Origin of the sequence: Halomonas sp. ND22Bw (assembly GCF_003011945.1) — a bacterium.
Taxonomy (GTDB): Bacteria; Pseudomonadota; Gammaproteobacteria; order Pseudomonadales; family Halomonadaceae; genus Halomonas; species Halomonas halophila.
The window spans coordinates 22,166-41,831 of sequence record NZ_PXWD01000012.1; the positions used below are offsets into that span (position 1 = coordinate 22,166).

The 19,666-nt window shown below is 67.2% G+C and carries 20 protein-coding genes; 2 read left to right on the forward strand and 18 right to left on the reverse strand.

Annotated features, from left to right (window positions below):
- From CVH10_RS14025 to CVH10_RS14045, 5 genes are all read right to left on the reverse strand, one after another.
- Positions 1-2,559 (reverse strand): molybdopterin cofactor-binding domain-containing protein, encoded by a 2,559-nt coding sequence (locus tag CVH10_RS14025; protein ID WP_369335807.1) that lies wholly within the window; start codon positions 2,557-2,559, stop codon positions 1-3.
- Entirely contained in the window at positions 2,559-3,029 is a 471-nt protein-coding gene (locus tag CVH10_RS14030) for a (2Fe-2S)-binding protein (protein ID WP_106489003.1), read from the reverse strand. Before CVH10_RS14030 ends, CVH10_RS14025 begins: the two co-directional genes overlap by 1 nt.
- A 47-nt stretch (positions 3,030-3,076) precedes the next feature.
- On the reverse strand, positions 3,077-3,685 hold the full coding sequence (locus CVH10_RS14035; protein ID WP_106489004.1) for a nucleotidyltransferase family protein: 609 nt from the start codon (positions 3,683-3,685) through the stop codon (positions 3,077-3,079).
- Entirely contained in the window at positions 3,682-4,680 is a 999-nt protein-coding gene (locus tag CVH10_RS14040; RefSeq protein ID WP_106489005.1) for an NADP-dependent oxidoreductase, read from the reverse strand. Before CVH10_RS14040 ends, CVH10_RS14035 begins: the two co-directional genes overlap by 4 nt.
- A 140-nt stretch (positions 4,681-4,820) precedes the next feature.
- Positions 4,821-5,873: an NAD(P)-dependent alcohol dehydrogenase gene (locus CVH10_RS14045; RefSeq protein ID WP_035595605.1), complete on the reverse strand. Its 1,053-nt coding sequence runs from the start codon at positions 5,871-5,873 to the stop codon at positions 4,821-4,823.
- Between the two features lie 210 nt (positions 5,874-6,083).
- On the opposite strand from CVH10_RS14045, the gene CVH10_RS14050 reads away from it, so the two are divergent.
- Positions 6,084-6,968 carry an AraC family transcriptional regulator gene (locus tag CVH10_RS14050; RefSeq protein ID WP_106489006.1) on the forward strand — a complete coding sequence of 295 codons (885 nt, stop codon included), beginning with the start codon at positions 6,084-6,086 and terminating at the stop codon, positions 6,966-6,968.
- A 148-nt stretch (positions 6,969-7,116) separates the two neighbouring features.
- Here CVH10_RS14050 and CVH10_RS14055 read toward each other — a convergent pair whose 3' ends face one another.
- Both CVH10_RS14055 and CVH10_RS14060 read right to left on the reverse strand, forming a co-directional pair.
- Positions 7,117-7,446 (reverse strand): hypothetical protein, encoded by a 330-nt coding sequence (locus tag CVH10_RS14055; protein WP_106489007.1) that lies wholly within the window; start codon positions 7,444-7,446, stop codon positions 7,117-7,119.
- A gap of 88 nt (positions 7,447-7,534) precedes the next feature.
- A complete protein-coding gene (locus CVH10_RS14060; RefSeq protein ID WP_106489008.1) occupies positions 7,535-8,050 on the reverse strand; it encodes a nucleotidyltransferase family protein in 516 nt (171 codons plus the stop codon).
- Positions 8,051-8,135: 85 nt separating this feature from the next.
- On the opposite strand from CVH10_RS14060, the gene CVH10_RS14065 reads away from it, so the two are divergent.
- The gene (locus CVH10_RS14065) at positions 8,136-8,462 is read left to right on the forward strand and encodes a TfoX/Sxy family protein (protein WP_106489009.1); all 327 of its coding nucleotides are present in this window, start codon (positions 8,136-8,138) and stop codon (positions 8,460-8,462) included.
- A gap of 65 nt (positions 8,463-8,527) precedes the next feature.
- Here CVH10_RS14065 and CVH10_RS14070 read toward each other — a convergent pair whose 3' ends face one another.
- The 11 genes from CVH10_RS14070 to CVH10_RS14120 form a co-directional block, all read right to left on the reverse strand.
- Positions 8,528-9,133: an SCO family protein gene (locus CVH10_RS14070; protein WP_369335808.1), complete on the reverse strand. Its 606-nt coding sequence runs from the start codon at positions 9,131-9,133 to the stop codon at positions 8,528-8,530.
- A gap of 29 nt (positions 9,134-9,162) precedes the next feature.
- Positions 9,163-9,621 carry a copper chaperone PCu(A)C gene (locus tag CVH10_RS14075; RefSeq protein ID WP_035595595.1) on the reverse strand — a complete coding sequence of 153 codons (459 nt, stop codon included), beginning with the start codon at positions 9,619-9,621 and terminating at the stop codon, positions 9,163-9,165.
- A 35-nt stretch (positions 9,622-9,656) separates the two neighbouring features.
- Positions 9,657-9,995 (reverse strand): hypothetical protein, encoded by a 339-nt coding sequence (locus CVH10_RS14080; RefSeq protein WP_035595593.1) that lies wholly within the window; start codon positions 9,993-9,995, stop codon positions 9,657-9,659.
- A 103-nt stretch (positions 9,996-10,098) separates the two neighbouring features.
- Positions 10,099-11,223 carry a patatin-like phospholipase family protein gene (locus tag CVH10_RS14085; protein ID WP_106489010.1) on the reverse strand — a complete coding sequence of 375 codons (1,125 nt, stop codon included), beginning with the start codon at positions 11,221-11,223 and terminating at the stop codon, positions 10,099-10,101.
- Positions 11,224-11,414: 191 nt separating this feature from the next.
- The gene (locus CVH10_RS14090; RefSeq protein ID WP_035595591.1) at positions 11,415-13,157 is read right to left on the reverse strand and encodes a sodium:solute symporter; all 1,743 of its coding nucleotides are present in this window, start codon (positions 13,155-13,157) and stop codon (positions 11,415-11,417) included.
- Between the two features lie 119 nt (positions 13,158-13,276).
- Positions 13,277-13,765: an NYN domain-containing protein gene (locus tag CVH10_RS14095; RefSeq protein WP_106489011.1), complete on the reverse strand. Its 489-nt coding sequence runs from the start codon at positions 13,763-13,765 to the stop codon at positions 13,277-13,279.
- An 81-nt stretch (positions 13,766-13,846) separates the two neighbouring features.
- The gene (locus CVH10_RS14100; RefSeq protein ID WP_106489012.1) at positions 13,847-14,899 is read right to left on the reverse strand and encodes a proline racemase family protein; all 1,053 of its coding nucleotides are present in this window, start codon (positions 14,897-14,899) and stop codon (positions 13,847-13,849) included.
- Positions 14,896-16,071, reverse strand: a complete 1,176-nt coding sequence (locus CVH10_RS14105; protein WP_106489013.1) for a zinc-binding dehydrogenase — start codon at positions 16,069-16,071, stop codon at positions 14,896-14,898. Before CVH10_RS14105 ends, CVH10_RS14100 begins: the two co-directional genes overlap by 4 nt.
- 128 nt (positions 16,072-16,199) lie before the next feature.
- Complete coding sequence (locus tag CVH10_RS14110) at positions 16,200-16,865, reverse strand: YoaK family protein (protein ID WP_106489014.1); 666 nt, start codon at positions 16,863-16,865, stop codon at positions 16,200-16,202.
- A 597-nt stretch (positions 16,866-17,462) separates the two neighbouring features.
- Positions 17,463-17,921 (reverse strand): hypothetical protein, encoded by a 459-nt coding sequence (locus CVH10_RS14115; protein WP_106489015.1) that lies wholly within the window; start codon positions 17,919-17,921, stop codon positions 17,463-17,465.
- 78 nt (positions 17,922-17,999) lie between these two features.
- Positions 18,000-19,454, reverse strand: coding sequence for an alkaline phosphatase (locus tag CVH10_RS14120; RefSeq protein ID WP_106489016.1), 1,455 nt, complete (start codon positions 19,452-19,454; stop codon positions 18,000-18,002).
- Between the last annotated feature and the right edge of the window lie 212 nt (positions 19,455-19,666).

Below are 19,666 nucleotides of genomic sequence, written 5' to 3' on the forward strand. Positions count from 1 at the left end.
TCAGCCCTTCAGCTGGTTGGCGATCGGCAGCCGACGAATGCGCTGGCCGGTGGCGGCGAAGATGGCGTTGGTCACCGCCGGTGCCAGCGGCGGCACGCCGGGCTCGCCGACGCCGGTCGGCGCCTCGGCGGACGGCACGATATGCACCTCGATCTCGGGCATCTCGTTCAGGCGCAGCACCTGGAAGTCATGGAAGTTCGACTGCTGCACCTGGCCGTCGTCGAGGGTCAGCTCGCTGTGCAGCGCCGCCGCCAGGGCGAAGCCGATGCCGCCTTCCATCTGGGCGCGGACCATGTCCGGGTTGATCGCCAGGCCGCAGTCCACCGCGCACACCACCCGGTCGACCTTGAGCTGGCCGTCGGCGTCGACCGAGACCTCGGCGACCTGGGCGACGTAGCTGGCGAAGGACTCGTGGACGGCGATGCCGCGGCCACGCTTCACGCCTTCTGCGCCGCCTTCTGCGCCGCCTTCTGCGCCGCCTTCCAGCGGCGTCGACCAGCCGGCCTTCTCGGCCGCCAGGTCGAGCACGCCCTGCCAGCGCGGGCGCGACTCGTGGACGGCGATGCCGCGGCCACGCTTCACGCCTTCTGCGCCGCCTTCTGCGCCGCCTTCTGCGCCGCCTTCCAGCGGCGTCGACCAGCCGGCCTTCTCGGCCGCCAGGTCGAGCACGCCCTGCCAGCGCGGGCGCGACTCGTGGACGGCGATGCCGCGGCCACGCTTCACGCCTTCTGCGCCGCCTTCTGCGCCGCCTTCTGCGCCGCCTTCCAGCGGCGTCGACCAGCCGGCCTTCTCGGCCGCCAGGTCGAGCACGCCCTGCCAGCGCGGGCGCTCATGGAGCCGCTCGCGGCGGTACCGGTAAGGGTCCTGGCCGGCCGCCACGGCGGCCTCGTCGATCAGGCTCTCGGTGGAGAAGCCGGTGTGGGTATGGCCCACGGAGCGCCACCACTGTACCGGCACGCCGATATCGCTCGGCGTGTGCAGCTCGACGTTGAGCGACGGCACGCCGTAGGCCAGTTCGGCGACGCCCTCCACCGAGGTGGGATCGATACCGTCCTTGACCATCATCGATTCCATCGGCGTGTCGGTCATGATCGACTGGCCGACCAGGCGCTGGTGCCAGGCGGTCAGGTTGCCGTCGGCGTCCAGGGCGAGGCGGGCGCGGTGATAGTTGAAGGGGCGATAGTGGCCGCCGCGGGTGTCGTCCTCGCGGGTCCAGACCATTTTGATCGGCACGGCCTGGCCCTGGTCACGGGCGGCCTGGGCGATGGCCGCGGCCTCCAGCACGTAGTCGCTGACCGGATTGGCCCGCCGGCCGAAGCTGCCGCCGGCGAACAGCTGCTGGATGCGTACCTGTTCCGGGGGCAGATCGAGCAGCTTGGCGACCTGTTGCTGATCGAGGGTCTGCCACTGCTCGCCGTTGAGGATGTTGACGTGATCGTCCTGCAGGTCGACCACGCAGTTGAGCGGCTCCATGGCGGCATGGGCCAGGTAGGGCACCACGTAGTCGGCCTCGATGACCTGGTCGGCCTCGTTGAGTGCCGCGCTGGCGTCGCCTCGGTCGGTGACCGTGTCGCCGGGTTGGCCGGCGCGCTCGCGGTAGTCGGCCTCGAGCGCCTCGCTGCCCATGGTGAACGCCTGGCTGTCGTCCCATTCGAGGGTCAGGGCGTCGCGGCCCTTGATGGCGGCCCAGGTGTTGGTGGCCAGCACCGCGACCAGGTCGCCGTCGCGGGTCGGGGAGGGAAAGCGCACGCTGGCCACCACGCCCGGCACCTCGAGCGCCTCGGTGTCGTCGACGCCGGTCAGCCGGCTGCCGAAGCGCGGCGGATGCGCCGGCACGGCGATCAGCATGCCATCGAGCTGGACGTCCTGAGTGAAGCGGGCGCTGCCGTCGGTCTTGGCCGGGCTGTCCTGGCGCATCAGCCGCTGCTTGCCGATCAGCGTGAACTGCTCGGGCGACTTCAGCGTGACCTCGTCGGGCACCGGCTGGTCGGCGGCGGCCTCGGCCAGCTCGCCGAAGCCGAGCTCGCGCCCGGAGGCCTCGTGGATGACCTTGCTCTGGCTGACGCTGAGGCTGCCCGGCGGGACGTCGAGCCGCTCGGCGGCGGCGCCCACCAGCATGGCCCGGGCCTTGGCACCGGCCTGTCGCATCTGCTCGAAGGAGTTGGCGATGGAGGTGCTGCCGCCGGTGCCCTGGATGCCGAAGGCGAGGTTCTGGTAGCGCTGGGTATCGGCCGGGGCGCCCTCGACGCGCACCGAGGCCCAGTCGGCGTCCAGTTCCTCGGCGACCAGGGTGGCGAGCCCGGTGTAGGTGCCCTGACCCATCTCGATGTGCTTGGCGATCACCACCACTTCGCCTTCCGGCGTCACGCGGACGAAGGCGTTGGGGGCGAACTCGCCGTTGTCGCCGGCGGCCCGGGCCTGGCCGTTATGGCCCAGCAGCGGGGCGATGTAGAGCCCCAGGGCGAGCCCGGAGGCGCCCTTCATGAAGCCGCGGCGGCTGACGTTGATCGTCGACAGGGCCGCGGCGCGGGACTGGGCGTGCTGCTTCAAGACGTGCATCAGGACACCTCCTGGCCGAGGGAGGCCGCGGCCTCGTGGATGGCGGCACGAATGCGGGCATAGGTGGCGCAGCGGCAGATGTTACCGCTCATGGCGCCGTCGATGGCGCTGTCGTCCGGCGCGGGATTGCCCTGCAGCAGGGCGGTCGCCGACATGATCTGGCCGGACTGGCAGTAGCCGCACTGGACCACGTCGAGCTCGCGCCAGGCCTGTTGCACGCTGGCCCCGGTCGGGTCGTCGCCGATGGCCTCGATGGTGATGATCTCGCGATCGCCCACCGCGGCAATCGGGGTGATGCAGCTGCGGGTGGCCTGGCCGTCCAGATGAACGGTGCAGGCGCCGCACAGGCCGCGACCGCAGCCGTACTTGGTGCCGGTGAAGCCGACGAGATCGCGAATCGCCCACAGCAGGGGCATGTCGGCCGGGGCATCCACCTCGTGGGTCTGCCCGTTGATGGTGAGGGTCGTCACGGGTCGTTCTCCTCTTGTCGTTCTTGGTGCTTGCGCATCCGGTCAGTCTAGTCGTCGCCCTCGTGCCACAGGGCGGCGAGATCGTCGGGCGCGTCGACATCGAGATGGATGCCGGGATCGTCGACCCCGATCTCATGGCTGCAGTCGCGATGGTGGGCGATGACGCGCCGTGCGCCCTCGTCGCCGTCGAGGGCGGCAAGCTCCGTCCAGAAGTCGCGGCCGAACAGCACCGGATGGCCCGGTCGGCCGGCGTGCCGGGGGCGGACGATGCGTCCGGGGGCGGCCCGATCGCTCAGTGACACGAGCGTCGCGGGGGCGATGTCTGGCATGTCGCCGAGCAGCACCGCGGCGGCGGGCGCCTCGGCCAGGGCGGGATCGGCGGCCAGTGAGGCGAAGGCGTCGGCCAGGCTGGCGCCGAGGCCGTCCACGGCACGGGGCGCGCGCAGGATCGGCGTGTCGGGCGCCAGGCCGAGGGCGACGAGGTCGTCGTCCTCGCGCAGCACTACCCGCAGATGCGGAAAGACCACCGACGCCGTGGCGAGCGTGGCGGCCAGCAGCGTCCGGCCCGAGGGCAGTCGGGCCAGACGCTTGTCCGTGGCACCGAAGCGCCGGGAAGCGCCGGCGGCCAGGATCACCGCCACCGGCTCATGTCTCACAGCCTAACCAGCATCTTGCCGCGGTTGGCGCCCTCGAACAGCTTGAGGAAGGCATCCGGGGTGCGCTCCAGGCCGTCTTCCACGGTTTCCTCGTGGTCGAGCCGGCCGGTGACCACCTGGGGGCCGACTTCCTCGAGGAACGTCGGGTAATGGGCCCAGTGGTCGAAGACGATGAAGCCTTCCATGCGCGCACGACGAATCAGCACCATCGCCAGGTTGCTGGGGCCGGGGCTCGGTGTGGCCTCGTTGTAGCCGGTGATCAGCCCGCACACCGCGATGCGCGCGCCGACCTTCAGGGTGTTCAGCGCTGCCTCGAGGCATACGCCGCCGACGTTCTCGTAGTAGACGTCGAAGCCCTCGGGGCAGGCCTCGTTGAGCGCCGCGGTGAGCTGGGCGGCGTCGCGGCCCTTGTAGCTGACCGCCTTGACGCCGTGGGCCTCGAGCCAGTCGAGCTTGTCCTGGGAGCCGGCGATGCCGACCACGGTGCCGCCCCTGGCCTTGGCCAGCTGCACGGCCAGCGAGCCCACCGCGCCGGCGGCCCCGCTGACCAGCACGTTGTCGCCTTGCTTCATCTCGGCGATGCGGTTCAGGCCGGCCCAGGCGGTCATGCCGGGCATGCCCAGCACGCCCAGGTAGGCCTGCTCCGGCACGTCGAAGGCGGGCAGGCGCTCACACCCCTCGGCGGGAAGCTGGGCGACGTCGCGCCAGCCGCCCATGTGGCGGACCTTGGTGCCTGTGGGAAAGGCTTCGGCGCGTGACTCGATCACCTCGCCGATGGCGGCGCCTTCCAGCGGCGCCCCCAGCGTGAAAGGCGCGATATAGGTGGTTACACCGGTCATGCGTCCGCGCATGTAAGGATCCACCGAGAGCCAGGTGTTGCGCACCCGGACCTCGCCCTCGGCCAGCGCCGGCAGTTCGGCGGTTTCCAGCTCGAAGAGATCGCGTTCCGGCGTGCCTTCGGGGTGGGCGTGGATGGTGAAGTAGCGTGACTGCATGTCGTGCTCTCCTGGTGGGGGATGGCGAGATCGCTGCGGTTCAAAGCCTACGCCATGGCGACGATCATCGGCCAGCGAGCCGCGGCCATGACGCCGCCGGCCGCCTCGGGGAGACGGCCGGCGGGTGAGCGCTCAGTGCCTCATTCCTTGAGCGAGGCCATGTCGATGACGAAGCGGTAGCGGACGTCGCCCTTCTCCATGCGCTCGAAGGCGGTGTTGATGTCCTGGATGTTCACCGTCTCGATATCGCAGCGGATGTCGTGTTCGGCGCAGAAATCCAGCAGCTCCTGGGTCTCCTCGATGCCACCGATCAGCGAGCCGGCCAGCACGCGGCGCTTGAACACCAGGTTGGCGCCTTGCACCGCCGGCTCGATCGGGTCGAGCAGGCCCACCAGGATGTGGGTGCCGTCGTATTTCAGCGCCGCCAGGTAAGGATTGAGGTCGTGCTGCACCGGTACGGTATCGAGCATGAAGTCGTAGGTCTCGGCGACCGCCGCCATCTGCTCCTCGTCGGTGGAGACCACCACGTGGTGGGCGCCATGACGGCGGGCTTCCTCGACCTTGGCCTCGGAGCGGGTGAACACCGTGACCTCGGCGCCCAGCGCCTTGGCGAGCTTGACGCCCATGTGCCCGAGGCCGCCCATGCCGATCACGCCGACCTTGTGGCCCGGCTTGACGCCGTAGTGCTTGAGCGGCGAGTAGGTGGTGATGCCCGCGCACAGGATCGGTGCGGCGGAGGCCAGGTCGATGCCCTCGGGCATGCGCAGCACGAAGTGCTCGCTGACCACGATCTGGTCGGCGTAACCGCCCTGGGTGAGGCTGCCGTCGTGGCGATCGTCGCTGCCGTAGGTCATGGTGAAACCGTTCAGGCAGTACTGCTCGTTACCGTCCTCACAGGGCTGACAGTGACGGCAGGAATCGACCATGCAGCCCACGCCGACGATATCGCCGACCTGGTGTTGGCTGACCTCGTCGCCGACGGCGGTCACGCGGCCGACGATCTCGTGACCCGGCACGAGCGGGTAGCGGGTCATGCCCCAGTCATTGCGGGCGAAGTGCAGGTCGCTGTGGCAGACGCCGCAGTAGAGGATCTCGATGGCGACGTCGTCCGGGCGAGGCTGGCGACGCTCGACGCTGAACGGGGCCAGCGGCTTGTCGGCGGCGAAGGCCGCGTAAGCGTTGGTCTGACTCATGAAGCATCCTCCTGGCGGGTAGTGAGGGCTCGAGGTGCCCAAGGCACCTCGGCGAATCGCTCGAGCATTATGGATGCCAGGCGCCGGCATCGGGTCGACGTTTCTCCGTCATTTTTGTCAAATCCTTCGCCATGGGGCGACCGGTGGATGCGATAGTGGGTAAAATTGTCACGATCATCTCGCCATCACCTTCACAGGAGACGTCCGTCCGTGCCCCGTACCTGCCCTCTGATCGAGCTGATTTCGCCGCTGGTCGAGCGTGACGGCTATACCCCGACGCGGCTGCCGGGCGTCACGCTGATGGCCTCGCGCCGACCGGTGCCACGCACGCCGCTGATCTATGATCCCAGCCTGATCATCGTCGCCCAGGGGTACAAGATCGGATATCTCGGCGACCGCGAGATTCATTATGGCCCCGGCCAGTACCTGGTGCAGACGCTGCCGCTGCCCTTCGAGTGCGAGACCCATGCCTCGCTGGAGGCGCCGCTGCTGGGCGTATCGGTTCGCCTGGATCCGGCACTGCTCGGCGAGCTGGTGGCGGCCATGGCCGAAAAGACAGGGGAAGAGGCGTCGCCGGTGCCCATGGACTCGGTCTCGATGTCGGCCGGCATGGAAGGCGCGGTGGAGCGATTGCTGCGTACGCTGCACGACCCGGACGAGATCGCGGCCATGGGGCCACAGCGGGTGCGCGACGTGGTCTTCGAGGCGCTTCGCGGTCGACAGGGTGGGGCGCTGCGAGCGCTGGTGCATCATCAGGGGCACTATTCGCGTATCGTGCAGGTGCTGTCGTGGCTGCATGCCCATTATGCGGATGACGTGTCGGTCGAGGATCTGGCGCGCCAGGCCAGCATGAGTCCCACGACCTTCCATCAGCACTTCAAGCAGGTCACCCAGGCGTCGCCGCTGCAGTACCTGAAGCGACTGCGGCTGATCAAGGCCCAGCAGCTGCTGGTGCAGGAAGCCAGCAACGTCAATCAGGCCGCGGAGGCGGTGGGCTATCGCAGCGTGTCGCAGTTCAGCCGCGACTATAAGCGCTGTTTCGGCACCTCGCCGCTGCAGCATCGCAAGGAAGAGCGGGCACTGCAGACGTCGTGAGCCGGCAGGGTGGTGGGCCTCGATCGGCAACCTCCTTCATGGCCCCCGCTCGAGGAAGCGGAACCGTCCCGGGAAGCAGGGCAGTAGCCTGGTGCATCAAAAGGACCGGGCATCGAGGCGAGGAGCGCCGCGTCGGTGGTGGCCGCGATCACACCCGCTGGATATCGATCACGTAACCGATGATCGGATAGCCGGCCTTGTTGGCGGCCTTCTCGGCTTCCATCTGAGCCTCGAGCTTGGAGATGCTGGTGGAGTGGTACTCGAAGGCGGTGTCCATCTCCAGCTGCTTGGTGCGTACGGCAAGCTTGACGATATGGCCGGTCTTCATCTCGCTGGCGGAGGCCCTGGGCGGCTGGGGCTTCTTGGCGGCGGGCCGGGTCGTCTTCTGCGGTCTGGCGGGCTGTGATTCGGCTTCGAGGAAGGCGTCGATCTCCTCGTGCATGGATCGTTCGAAATCCTTCAGGTCGTCGGTGCTCATCGGGTTCCTCTCGTGGATTATCGAGTCTGCAAGTGTACAACGAAATTCGGGGTGGCTTGCCAGCGACAGAAAAAGAGCGTTTTGTCTTTCATGTTTTGACCGAGAGTTTGGGCCAGGTTTCCAGCCAACGCTTATCGCTCAAACGTTTATCGAGTGCATGTGGCTTCGGATTGTTGGGGTTCAGCGTGACCGTGAGTTCGAATAACGCCTTGAGTCCAAAGGGGGAGATGAGCGAAATGTCTTGGCCATTTTTCAAGGTGGCACCAACTGCCGTTTCGACCTCAACCCATTGGCTCATGGCATCTGAAGTTGACGTGTAGGGGCTGTCACCGTTTCTGGTGTGCATTCGGGCCTGATTCTTCACCGACCAGGGAACATGGAGAATATGGGAAAGGCGATGTTCAAGATCCCGGTCTCGGCTTGCGGATATATCCGATGGGTCGAAGTAGACAAGATCGATATCGTTCAGCGGTGTGATGGATGTGAATTGATGCAGCGTGTCCCAGACAAGATTGCGCACGAAGCCGGCGGCAAGGCACCAGTCTGGAAGTGAAAGGCGTGAGGCAGCGGCAAGCGCTTGCCGTCTGTCAGGGTCATTCTCTATCCACTTCCTGAATACGCTACGTGACCGTCAGGTAATGGAAGCATTCAAGCTGACGTATGGATCATTATCCTGATGGAGAGCTGTCATGAGCGAGTACACGGAGTATCTGCGCGATGTGTTCGTACGGCTGGGGCCGATCGATCTGCGGCGCATGTTCGGCGGTCACGGGGTCTATCACGATGGGGTGATGTTTGCCCTGGTGGTCGATGAGACGCTGTACCTCAAGACGGATGCGGGGAACGTCGAGGACTTCGAACGCGAGGGGCTGCCGGCCTTCGAGTACCTGCGCCGCGGCAAGGTGGTGAGGCTTTCCTACCGTCAGGCGCCGGAAGCGCTGTTCGAGGACCCCGAACTGGCGCAGGAATGGGCTTGCCGCTCGCTTCAGGCGGCACGGCGAGGTCGCGGTGCCTGAAGCGAGCGGCGGCCCGGGGAGGCTCACACTCTTCGAGAGACCTTGCCATGGCCCGGCGTTGGGCGTCAGCTCTGGGTGGCCAGGCGCTCGATATCGGCAACGATGTTGTCCAGCGGGTCGCTGTCGCGCATCAGCAGCTGGGCATCGCCCTGCGGGTCGAAGGCGAAGACCGCGCTGGAGTGGGTGACGTCGTAGCGGCCGTCGGCGTCCGGCTCGTCGTAGGAATAGGTGATGCGATATCGGTTGGTCAGCGCATCGATCTGCTCGGTCTCGCCGGTGAGGCCGACGAACTGGGGCCCGAAGGCATCGGCATAGCGGCCCATGACCTCGGGGGTGTCGCGGTCCGGGTCCACCGAGACGAACAGCACCTGAACGTCGTCACGGAGGGATTCGTCGAGCTGGTGGGTAGCCGCCGAGAGTCGTGCCAGGGTGGTCGGGCAGACGTCCGGGCAGTGGGTGTAGCCGAAGTACAGCAGCGTGGTCTTGCCGAGATAGTCGTCGGCCTGCACCGTCTCGCCGTCCTCGTCGACCAGGGTGAAGTCGAGGGCCGGCATGATCTCGGAGACGTCGGTGGTGCGCCAGTTCTGGTCGCTGCAGCCGGCCAGCGTCAGCGCGGCCAGCATCGGCAGGGTCCAGCGAGCAAGCGTCCGGCGGGTCGGGGTGGCGGTCATGGTCACTCTCATGGCGAACTGTATCTCGACTACAGCGCGGCGGGAGACACCACGTCGAAGGTCACCGGCAGGGGCGGCGCGTCGGCGAACGTCAGCGTGACCTCGAGTGCGTCGCCTACGGCCAGCGGCTGGCTACGCTGCATCAGCATCAGGTGATAGCCCTTGGGCGCGAACTCGAGGGTGTCGCCGGGCGCGACCTCGAGTTCGGAGACGCCGTGCATGCTCGACATGCCGTCTTCCTGCACCGTCCGGTGCAGCATGACGCGCTCGAAGGCGTCGCTGTCGGCGCCGGTCAGGGTGACGCTCTCGTCGCCAGCGTTATGCAACCGGAAATAGCCGGCGGCGGGCAGGTCGCCCGGCATCAGCCGCAGGCGGGCGTCGCTGACGTCCAGCTCGGCGGCCTGCACGGTGGCGGTCGTCATCAGGGCCGTCAGCAGGCCCAGCGCCATTCGGCGGGACTGGCGAGCGGTGCGTCTTGCGCTTGGCATGGTGTAGTGTCTCCGTTCGGGACGCGGCCGAGGAATCAGCACACGGCCGACAGGCTGCAATGCGACTGATAGCGGCGCGAGGTGATGTCCAGGGTGAGGCGGTCGGCGTTGGTATCGTAGAAGAAGGAGGCGTAGCCATGCTCCGCGTCCTCGGTGCGATACAGGCCGCAGATGCCGTAGCCGTACTGGACTTCCTGCAGGTTCTTGAGTTCGATCTCGCCGCTGGCGCCTAGCTCGTCGGCCAGGGCCTGCTGGATCCTGCGATCGAGGCCGCTGTCGGAGAGCGCCTGGCCGCCGAAGATGAAGCCGGCAAGAGCCAGGATCAGGACCACCGGAATGGCCAGCAGGAAGATGAAAGGGCGCTTGTGAGTCATGGCGGCGATTCTATGTCGCCTGTCGGGGGCGGACAAGCGAGCGCCGCTCGGTGTCCCGCGGCATTTGGCCGCGGGGCTGGGATATCAGCGTGGCGGTGTGGGATCAGGCTTGGCGACGGTCGCCGTGCTCGTCGTCATCGGGCTTCGCCGCGTCGGGGCAGGCGTCGTCGGGATAGGTGAGCGGGCTGAAGGTGTCGTCGAAGACCGCATCGAGGTCGAAGGAGGAGTGCCGGCCGAGGGCATCGAAGTTTGCGTCGAGCCAGCGTTCGGCCCAGGCGCGTCCCTGGTCGTGCAGCCGCGAGATGAATTCCCACTCGGCGTTCATCTTGCTTGAGGCACTGAGCTCCTGGACGTCCTGCTCGGCGTGGATCAGGTGCAGGCGCATCGCGCGCACGCGCTCGAGCTCCAGGCCCTCGACCTCGATCAGCCGCTGTAACAGCTGGATGCTGCGCAGCTCCTTGATCAGGCTCGAGTTGAAGGTGATCTCGTTGACCCGGTTGATGATCTCCCGGGCGCTGCCGGGCAGCTGGCGGCGCACCAGCGGATTGACCTGCACCACCACCAGGTCGCTGCAGCCGCGGTTGTCGACCAGCGGGTAGAGCGCCGGATTGCCGCTGTAGCCGCCGTCCCAGTAGGCCTCGCCGTCGATCTCCACGGCCGGGAACAGGGTGGGCAGGCAGGCCGAGGCCATCAGGGTGTCCAGCGACAGGTGGGGTTGGCGGAAGATCGTCGCGCGGCCGGTGCGCACGTTGGTGGCATTGACGAACACCTTGACCTGCCCGCAGGCGTTGACGCGTTCGAAGTCCACCTGCTCCCTGATCAGGTCGCGCAGCGGGTTGATGCCCAGCGGGTTGAGGCGTGCCGGGTCGACCAGTCGGGTCAGCCCCTCCATGAACAGGTAGCCCGGTGAGTGATCGAGGCTGTCGTTGCCTACCAGCCGGTCCCAGAAGGTGCGGCGTAGCGGTGAGAAGCGCGACAGCCGGCTCACCGCCTGCCAGAAATCGCGCAGTGCCTCGCGGGCACCGTCGCGGCCGTTGCGATGCAGGCCGTCGGCGAGCATCACGGCGTTCATGGCCCCCGCGCTGGTGCCGCTGATGGCATCGATTTCCAGCCGGTCGTCTTCCAGCAGGCGGTCGAGCACGCCCCAGGTCAAGGCGCCGTGGGAGCCGCCGCCCTGCAGCGCCAGGTCGATGCGCTTGCGCGCTGCCGTCGGGGTGCCGTTCGTCATGTGGCTCGTCTCCGTTCTCGGTCGCCATGCTGCGCTGCAGTGTAGTCCCCCATGGCGTTGATTGCCGTCGACGCAAGCGACAGGGCGGCGTTCGATAATGACGTGAGCCCATCGGCCTTGGGCGCGATGGGCTCGAACGGAGGGGCCGGCGCCGCTGCCCGCAGGGGGCCGGCGCCGGAAAGGCGGAAGGGTCAGGCGTTGGCGGTGCTGGCCTGACGGGCCGCTGCGTGGCGGCTGCGCACCACGCGATAGCCCACGGCGCCGGCGATCACCAGCATGCCGCCGCAGCCGATGGCCAGGGCATAGGCGCCGGTGACCGCGGACTCGGCAATGCCGAAGCGGCCGGCCAGCTCGGCCAGGGTGTCGGCGTACTGGCGCCACAGGAAGGCGCCGACGCCGACGCCCGCCAGCATGGTGAACACGGCGACGCCGCGGGAACCGGCGGCCCAGCCGGCAGGCTCGTGCTCGTCGTCGCGATGCAGGAAGGCCCGATAGTCGCTCTCGGCCTGGCTGACCCGGGTCATCGACGAGGCCACGGCGATCGCCACCAGCGCCATCAGCGTGCTGAGCAGCACCGGGTGCAGATAGGTCGGCAGCGTCAGCCACTCGGCCTGCACCATCAGCGACAGGATGAGGTTGCCGACGAAGCCGACCGTCAGGCCCCAGCCGGCGCCGGCGGCGGTGATGCGACGGCTCCAGATGCTCATCAGCGCCACCGGGCCCCAGGACGAGGCGAACAGGGTCGCGGCGAACCACACCACGGCCATCACCGCCGGCGGCTGAAACAGCGCCAGGATCAGGGCGATCAGGCCGGCGCCCAGCACCGCGAAGCGGCTGGTGCGCATGGCCGCGGCCTCGCTGCTGTTGGCCGGCATGATGTCGTTGGAGATGCTGAAGCCGATGATCGACAGGAAGGTCGAGCAGGACGACAGGCCGGCGGCGAAGACGCCGGTGAGGATCACCACGCCGAGCCAGGTCGGCAGCACGTTGAGGGCGGCCCACACCATGGCGCGTTCGCCGTTCAGGGTCGGGTCGTAGAGGTTGATGGCCGCGCCGGTCATCATCATCAGGGCATAGAAGACCGCCAGCGATACCGCGGTGAGCATGGCCGAGCGCATGACCACGTGTTCGTTGCGCGCCATCAGGTAACGGCTGGACTGCCAGGGGCTCGCCGCCAGTACGGCGGCCCACACCAGGCCCAGGGTCAGGCCCCAGGTCAGCGCTTCGCCCGGCGTGGCGAAGGCCGCGTCGTCGCCCTGCAGTACGCCATGCCAGAGCGCGATGCCGGGCTTGTCGCTCTGGGTCAGCAGGCCCTCGACCACGCCGTGCCAGCCGCCCAGGTCATGGATGATGTAGATCGAGCCGCCCAGCGCCGCTACCGAGAAGATCACGAACATGATGGTGTCGGTCAGCATCACGCCCGGCGAGCCGGAGTAGAGGATGAAGCCGGTGTAGGTCAGCCAGACCAGCACCAGGCCGACCCAGTAGGGCAGGCCGGTGAGTTCCTGGAACATGATGCCGGCGCCCTGCATCACGCCCAGCAGGTAGGCGCCCAGGCCGAGCACCGTGGTCAGGCCGGCGATCCGCTGCACGCGCTTGGAGGCGAAGCGCTTGCCGAAGAACTCCGGCACGGTCAGGGCACCGCTGCGGCGCAGGTAGCGGCCGAAGGCCAGCGCGCCCAGCAGGCAGCCGGAGGTGCTGATGGCGGCGAAGATCAGCATCACGAAGGGATAGCCCTGGTAGGCGAAGCCGGTCTCGCCGAGAAAGGCGCTGGTGCTCAGGTAGCTGGCGACCAGGGTGCCGAGGATGAGGAAGGTCGGGGCGTTGCGTCCCGCGACCAGATAGTCGTCGAGGTGCTTGACCCGTCGTCCGGCCAGGTGGCCGATGACGAAGTAGCCGATCAGGCTCAGCAGGATGGCGCTGGTATAAACCATGGTGGGAACCGTGTGTTGTCGAATTGTGCCGCTTCATGATGCGGTTCCGCCCGGGGCAGGGCGTTCTCGCAGCGTCATGATACAAGGCCAATACGACATGGGCCCCGTCACAGGGCCGGCTAGCGGTTGGCATGGCCCATCAGCAGCGGGCCCTCGACGGGCACGAAGCGGTCGGCCGAGCGGATCAGGGCGTCGGCGGTATAGGCGGGCACGCCGAACACCTCCACCTCGACCCCGAACCGTTCGCGCAGCCTGTCGACCAGCGGCGCGAAGTCGCCGTCGCCGGAGATCAGCACCACCAAGTCGGCCTCACTGGCATGGTCGATGGCGTCCAGGGTGATGCCCACGTCCCAGTCGCCCTTGGCCGAGCCGTCGGCGCGCCGGATGAAGGGCTTGAGCTTCACCTCGAAGCCGATGGCGCGAAGGATGTTCTGGAACTGGCGCTGTTTCTCGTCGCCGCGGTCGATGGCGTAGGCGAGGGCGCGGCCGACCCGCCGGCCCTCGGTGGCGCGGGCCCAGAGAGCGTTGTAGTCGACGTTGCGCCCGTGGGCCTGGCGGCTGGTGTAGTAGAGGTTCTGGACGTCGAGCAGGATCAGTGCCGTGGGCATGCGGGGTCTCGGTGGGCGAGGTGGGAAGGACCGGGCTTGCGCCCGGGAAGCCCGGGGCGCCTAAGAACGGCGCGCCGGCTTTCAGTCCGCGGCCTCGGGCCGCGGGCCGAGGATATGGTACACGCTGCCGTCGCGCATCATGGGGTCATCGGGATTGACGACGATATCGGAGTGCGCCAGCACGAAGGCCTTGCCGGTGATGGTGTTCTCCACCACCGCCTGGCCGCCCTCCTGGCGGGTGCCGGTGAACTGGCCGATGAAGCCGGTCTCGCGCAGCGACACGGTCTCGAGCCGGTCGCCCGGCCGGATGCGGCCCTCCTGATGCATCAGCGCCAGGCGCGCCGAGGTGCCGGTGCCGGTGGTGCTGCGGCAGATCACGCCGGGATGCACGTAGGTGGTGGAGCGTGAGCGGTAGAAGCCGTCGGCGACTTCCGTCACCGGGCCCATGAAGTGCAGGAAGGGCAGCGGGCCCACGTCGCCCAGGGTGTAGTGGGTGAAGCCGCGCTCGGCCTGCAGCGCCTCGACGATCTTGTAGGCGCAGTCGGACAGGGCGCGTTCCTCCTCGCGGACCAGCGAGAAGCCGAGCTCGGTGGCATCCACCAGGGCGTAGAAGCCACCGCTGTAGGCCACGCTGTAGGTGACCTCGCCGATGTCCGGGACGTGAATCGTCTCGCGGTAGGTGTCGATGTAGCTCGGCAGCCCCTCGCAGGTGATGGCCTCGACCACGTCGTTCTCGACCAGCGCCTCGATCTGCACGCGCCCGGCGGGCGATTCCAGCAGGAAGTGCTGGCGCCCCTCGCGCTTGGGCACCAGCCCGGCCTCGAGCACCGCGGTGGCGGTGCAGATGGTGTTGGAACCGGAGTAGATGGGGTAGCCCATCACTTCCATGATGATATAGCCGGCCGCGGCCTCCGGGTCGCTGGGCGGCACGATCAGATCGACCGACATCTCGGGAATGCCGTAGGGCTCGTCGAGCAGCAGCGTGCGCAGGCCGTCGGCGCTGTCGCGCAGATAGTGCATCTGGTCGCGCACGGTGGCGCCCGGTAACGGCATGACGCCGCCGAGCACGATGCGGCTGACGTCGCCGCCGGCGTGGGTGTCCATCAGCCGCAGCGTCAGTTCGGGCTTGCTCATTGCTTTCCCTCGAGGGCGAAGGGCGCGCCGTGCTCGTCCCATTCGGCGTCGGGGACGATCACGATCTTGCCGAGATAGTGGCTGCCGCGATGGACGAAGTAGCGCTCCGCCGCGTGCAGATCGGAGAGCCTGAAGGCGGCGTGCAGCACCGGCCTGAGCTGGCCGCCACGGATCCATTCCATCAGCTGCTCGGCTTCCTCCCGGGTGCCGTGGGAGACGCCGAAGATCTGCACCTGGTAAAGATAGATGCGGGTCCACATGATCTCGCTGACGTTGCCGCCGCTGGCGCCGGCGATGGACAGCCGCGGGTAGGTCGAGCGGGCCGACATGTCGAAGATCATGGCGTCGATGAAGCGGTCGGTCATCTCGCCGCCCACCAGGTCCATCACCGCATCGAGCGGGGCACCGCCGGTCACGGCCTTCACCCGCTCCTCGAAATCGCTCATGTCGGAGCGGTCGAGCACCGCCTCGGCGCCGAGTTCGATCAGGGCGTCGGCCTTGTCGGGCTGGCTCAGGGCGTAGGGAATGGCGCCGACGACGCGACACAGCTGGATCAGGGCGGTGCCCACGCCGCCGCTGGCGCCGGTGACGAGCACGCGTTCGCCCGACGTCACGCCGGCCGCCGTCATCATGTGATAGGCGGTCTGATAGGAGCACATGCCCATGGCCGCCAGCTCGGCGTCGGCAAGCTCGGCGTTGGGCACATGATGGAACTGGTCCGAGGGTACGGCGACGTACTCGGCGAAGCCGCCGTCGGCGCCGTGGCCGTAGTAGTCCGGCGTCAGGTTGATGTCGCGGCGGGCGTCGGCGTAGAGGTTGAAGTCGAGCAGGCCACGCTCGCCCAGCCGTGAGGCCTCGACGCCGTCGCCAGTGGCGACCACCCGGCCGACGACGTCAGCACCCTGGATGCGCGGGAAGGTCAGCGTCGGGGAGCCGCCCATGGCGAACGAGGTCACGTCGCCCTGGTCCTTGGTCGGGTAGAGACCCTCGCGGGCCTTGCGGTCGGTGTTGTTCTTGGCCGTGGCGGTGACCTTGACCAGCACCTCGCCGGCGCCGGGGCGTGGCGTGGGCACGGTCTCGGCATAGACCAGCTGGTCCACGTCGCCGTGGCCGACCAGTCGCATGGCGGCCATGGTGGCGGGGACGGTGTCGGGCAGGGGCGCTGCGCCCATCGGCTCGCTCCTCGTGTCGGGTGGGTGTCCCGTGACGATAGCAAAGTCGCGAGGCCGCTCCATCCACGGTTTTTTTCGATTTCGGGCGACGCGATGGGGGATTTTTTGGTTGTGTTCGGCGCTCGCTTTCACCCCTCTCCGTGCCGATGGCTGAACAGGCGATAGCCCAGTGCCAGCAGGAAGCAGAGCGTGGCGGGGATTGCCAGTGCCAGGAAATGCAGGGAGGCGAACAGCCAGGCGCCGGTGCCGCCGCCGGCCACGAAGCCGACCACGAGAAGGGTCAGCAGCTGGGCGCGCCGCCGGTCGAAGGGCTTGCCGCGCAGGGCGTTGCCGAGGATCAGCCCGATATCGGTGATGGTGCCGGTAAGATGGGTAGTGCGGACCACCGAGCCGCTGTAGGTGGTGGCCATGGCGTTCTGCAGCCCGCAGGCCATGGAGGCCAGGTAGTGGCCCAGGCGGGAGCCGTCGTCGAGGAAGTGGATGGCGGCCAGCAGCAGCACCCCCTCGAGAATCAGCAGCGTCTCGTAGTGGCGCCCGAGCCTGAGTGAACTGCCGGGCAGCACCAAGCCCGACAGTGCCGCGCCGATCAGGAAACTGCCCAGGATACCGGCCAGGTGCAGGGCCGATGTGATCTCGCCGTGGGCGAGCCCCGTGCCCATCAGGGTAGCCGTGCCCGAGAGATGAGAGATGGCCTTGTGCTCGAAGCCCAGCAGCCCGACCGCATTGACGCAGCCGGCGATGAAGGCCAGCACGAAGGCGCCGTATTCGACCCATCTCGGTAGTCGTGAGATCACGATGCTTCCTTTCTGAGGTGAGAGAGCCCTGCCCCCGCATTGACGCATTTGAGAGTCGCTGAAGCCTTCGTCGCGGGTCTGCAGATGCCAGCAGCGGGAGTCCGGGGCATCCTGCTCTTCGCCCCATTCGACAATAGGAACGGGGCAGTGCCTCGATCATCCCTTGTCATGGCACCAGTTACCCATCCGGGCGAGCAACCGTTCACGGCGGACGGCCTTCTGATTGTGCTGGTGCTCGGCTTGGGTGAACGATATCAGCTTCATCGGGTGGCTCTGATCAGGCGGTGGCGGGAGGGCCGTCTTCTTCCCTGTCGCTGACGGCATCGGCCGCCGGCAAAGCCCGCCGGAAAGCGTCTGAAAACAGCAGAACGCGTTCTAAGCGCCGGCGTCGCTGCCAGGCTTCAAGGCTACTGCAATGCAGAATGCCTGGCAGAAGGCAGACGTTGGGTAGCGGCGGATGGCATCGCTGAAGGCGATGATACGCTTTGCCTTGCCGAGGCGGCTCGAATCCATGGCCACGGATCCAGGCGCGTGGCATGGGCCAGTGCCCCGATAGTTCCACCGGAGCACCCTGATGACGAGAGGGGCTGCGGCGATTCAGCGGTCGCGAATCGCGATGGGGCCGATGGGGGCGACGTTGGGCATGAAGATCGTGATTTCGTCGACATCGTGCTGGGGCGCGACGAAGTCGGCCTGCCAGGCACCGACCCGCGGGTTGCGCTCAGGGTCGTAGTTGAAGCCCAGGCGGAGGCTGTTCGGGGCGACGACCCGCCCGTTCTCGCGAAGCAGGGAGAACGATTGGTCGCCGAACTCGGCATAGATCAGTCCATCGACGCGCTCTAGCGGAATGTCCTTGTAGATCAACTCGCCGGAGTAACCGGCGTAATCGGTAACGAAGCGTAGCTCGACGTGGAGGACCCCCTCCTTGCGCACCGCCCGATAAGGTTCGGCATAGGCGTGGCCGCTGGCGGTAGGGAAGCGCTCGGCGTCGAGGGCGAAAGTGCCGGTGCTGGTGAGCATCAGCAGCAAGAGTGTGAACAATACGCGAAGGGTCATGGGTAAACTCGATACAAAACACGGAATAACCAACGCACGGAGCCGCCCATGGGCGGCTCCGGCGCAACGTTCGGACGTTTAGTCGGCGTCGAGACCGAAGGCGTGCATACCGGCGTGGAACACGTCGGTATTGTCGATCCAGTAGCGGCTGTCTTCATCCACCTCGTAGATCGCCAGGCCCTCTTCGGGCTCCGCGATGTCGACGAAGTAGTCGGCTCCCGCACCGTGAGCGTAAAGCGGCACCAGCTCGCGAGTGTGGGTATCGGAGTGCCAGCGGACCAGCGGCAGCGCGCCGGCGCCCTGGTTGACGACCGGGCTGTAGGCCTCGACGTCGGAGGTCGGGCCTTCCAGCAGGCCGTTGCCGTGGTCGGTGGTGACGATGATCAGGGTGTCGTCCCAGGAGCTCTCGCTCTCGACCCAATCGACCGCCGCTTCGACGGCTTCGTTGAAGTCGATCTGCTCTTCGATGATGCGCGGCAGGTTGTTGGCGTGGGCGGCCCAGTCGACGGCGCCACCTTCGACCATCAGGAAGAAACCGTTGTCGCGGCCATCGTCGCTGGCGTTCAACACGTTGAGGGCGGCGCCGGTCAGGGTCGACAGGCTCGGCGAGGTGTCGAGCAAGTCGCCGGCACCTACGCCGGGGCGGTTGTACTGCAGGGTCTGAATGTTCTGAACCAGGCCCAGCACGTTCTCCTTGGGCAGGTCGAACTCACCGGAGGCCAGGGATTCGAAGTCGTCCTTGCTTTCGATGAAGGCGTAGTCCGTCTCACCGTCCACCAGGCGCTGGTAGGTCTCTTCACCGCCGATGAAGCGGAAATTGCTCTCGCCCGGCTCGTCGATGCGCTCTCCAGCGGCATCGAAATAGGGATGTCCCGTGCCAATGGCAACGGTGGCAAGCCCGGAATCGACGATCTCGCGGCCAATGGCGGTGTAGTCGTTGCGGCTGATGTTGTGGGCCAGAAAGCCCGCCGGCGTGGCGTGAGAGATCTGTACCGAAGAGACCACGCCCAGCGCCCGGCCACTTTCGACGGTGTACTCGCCGATATGCTTGAGCGGCGCATCATCGTTGGACCAGTTGATGGCACTGTTGTAGCTCTTCTGGCCGGACGCCAGAGCCGTGGCGGCGGCGGCGCTGTCGGTGTAGTCGGCGCGGGCGTAGTCGTAGCCGGCGAAATACCCCTTGTAGTTGCCGAGATTGCCTTCGTAGACGGTATCCACGGTGTCGTCGTTCCACAGCTCGCTCGGCTCGAAGGTGACCCGGCCGTCGTTACTGTGGGTTGGCGCCTTGGCGGTAGTGAGCGGGTGAGTCGCCATGAACAGCTGGGTGTCGAAGTCGTCGTAGATTTCGTGGCCCAGCGCTCCGTGGCGGAAATAGCTTGCCGCACGGAAGGTTTCGATTCCCGCCCCGTCGGTGATCATCAGGATGACGTTCTTGGCCGGCCCTTCCTGAGCGACGGCGGTTCCGGAGGCGGCTCCCGCCATGGCGGCGGTGATGGAAAGCGCCACGAGCGAGCGTCTGAATAGCGTCTGCATACTGTAATCCCTTCAGATAGATCAAACGTTAGTCGAGCAAGGGAGGATAGTGGCGAAAAATGACAATATTATTGTTTTCTAAATTAAAGCTGGGCCGTTCGCCGCCACGCTGCTCCAGCAGATGACGCCGCTGCCACGACACCGTTGCCTCATCCGGGCCAGCAATCGCTCGCATGGGTGAGCCGCTTCTCGTACTGGTGCTCGGCCTGAGC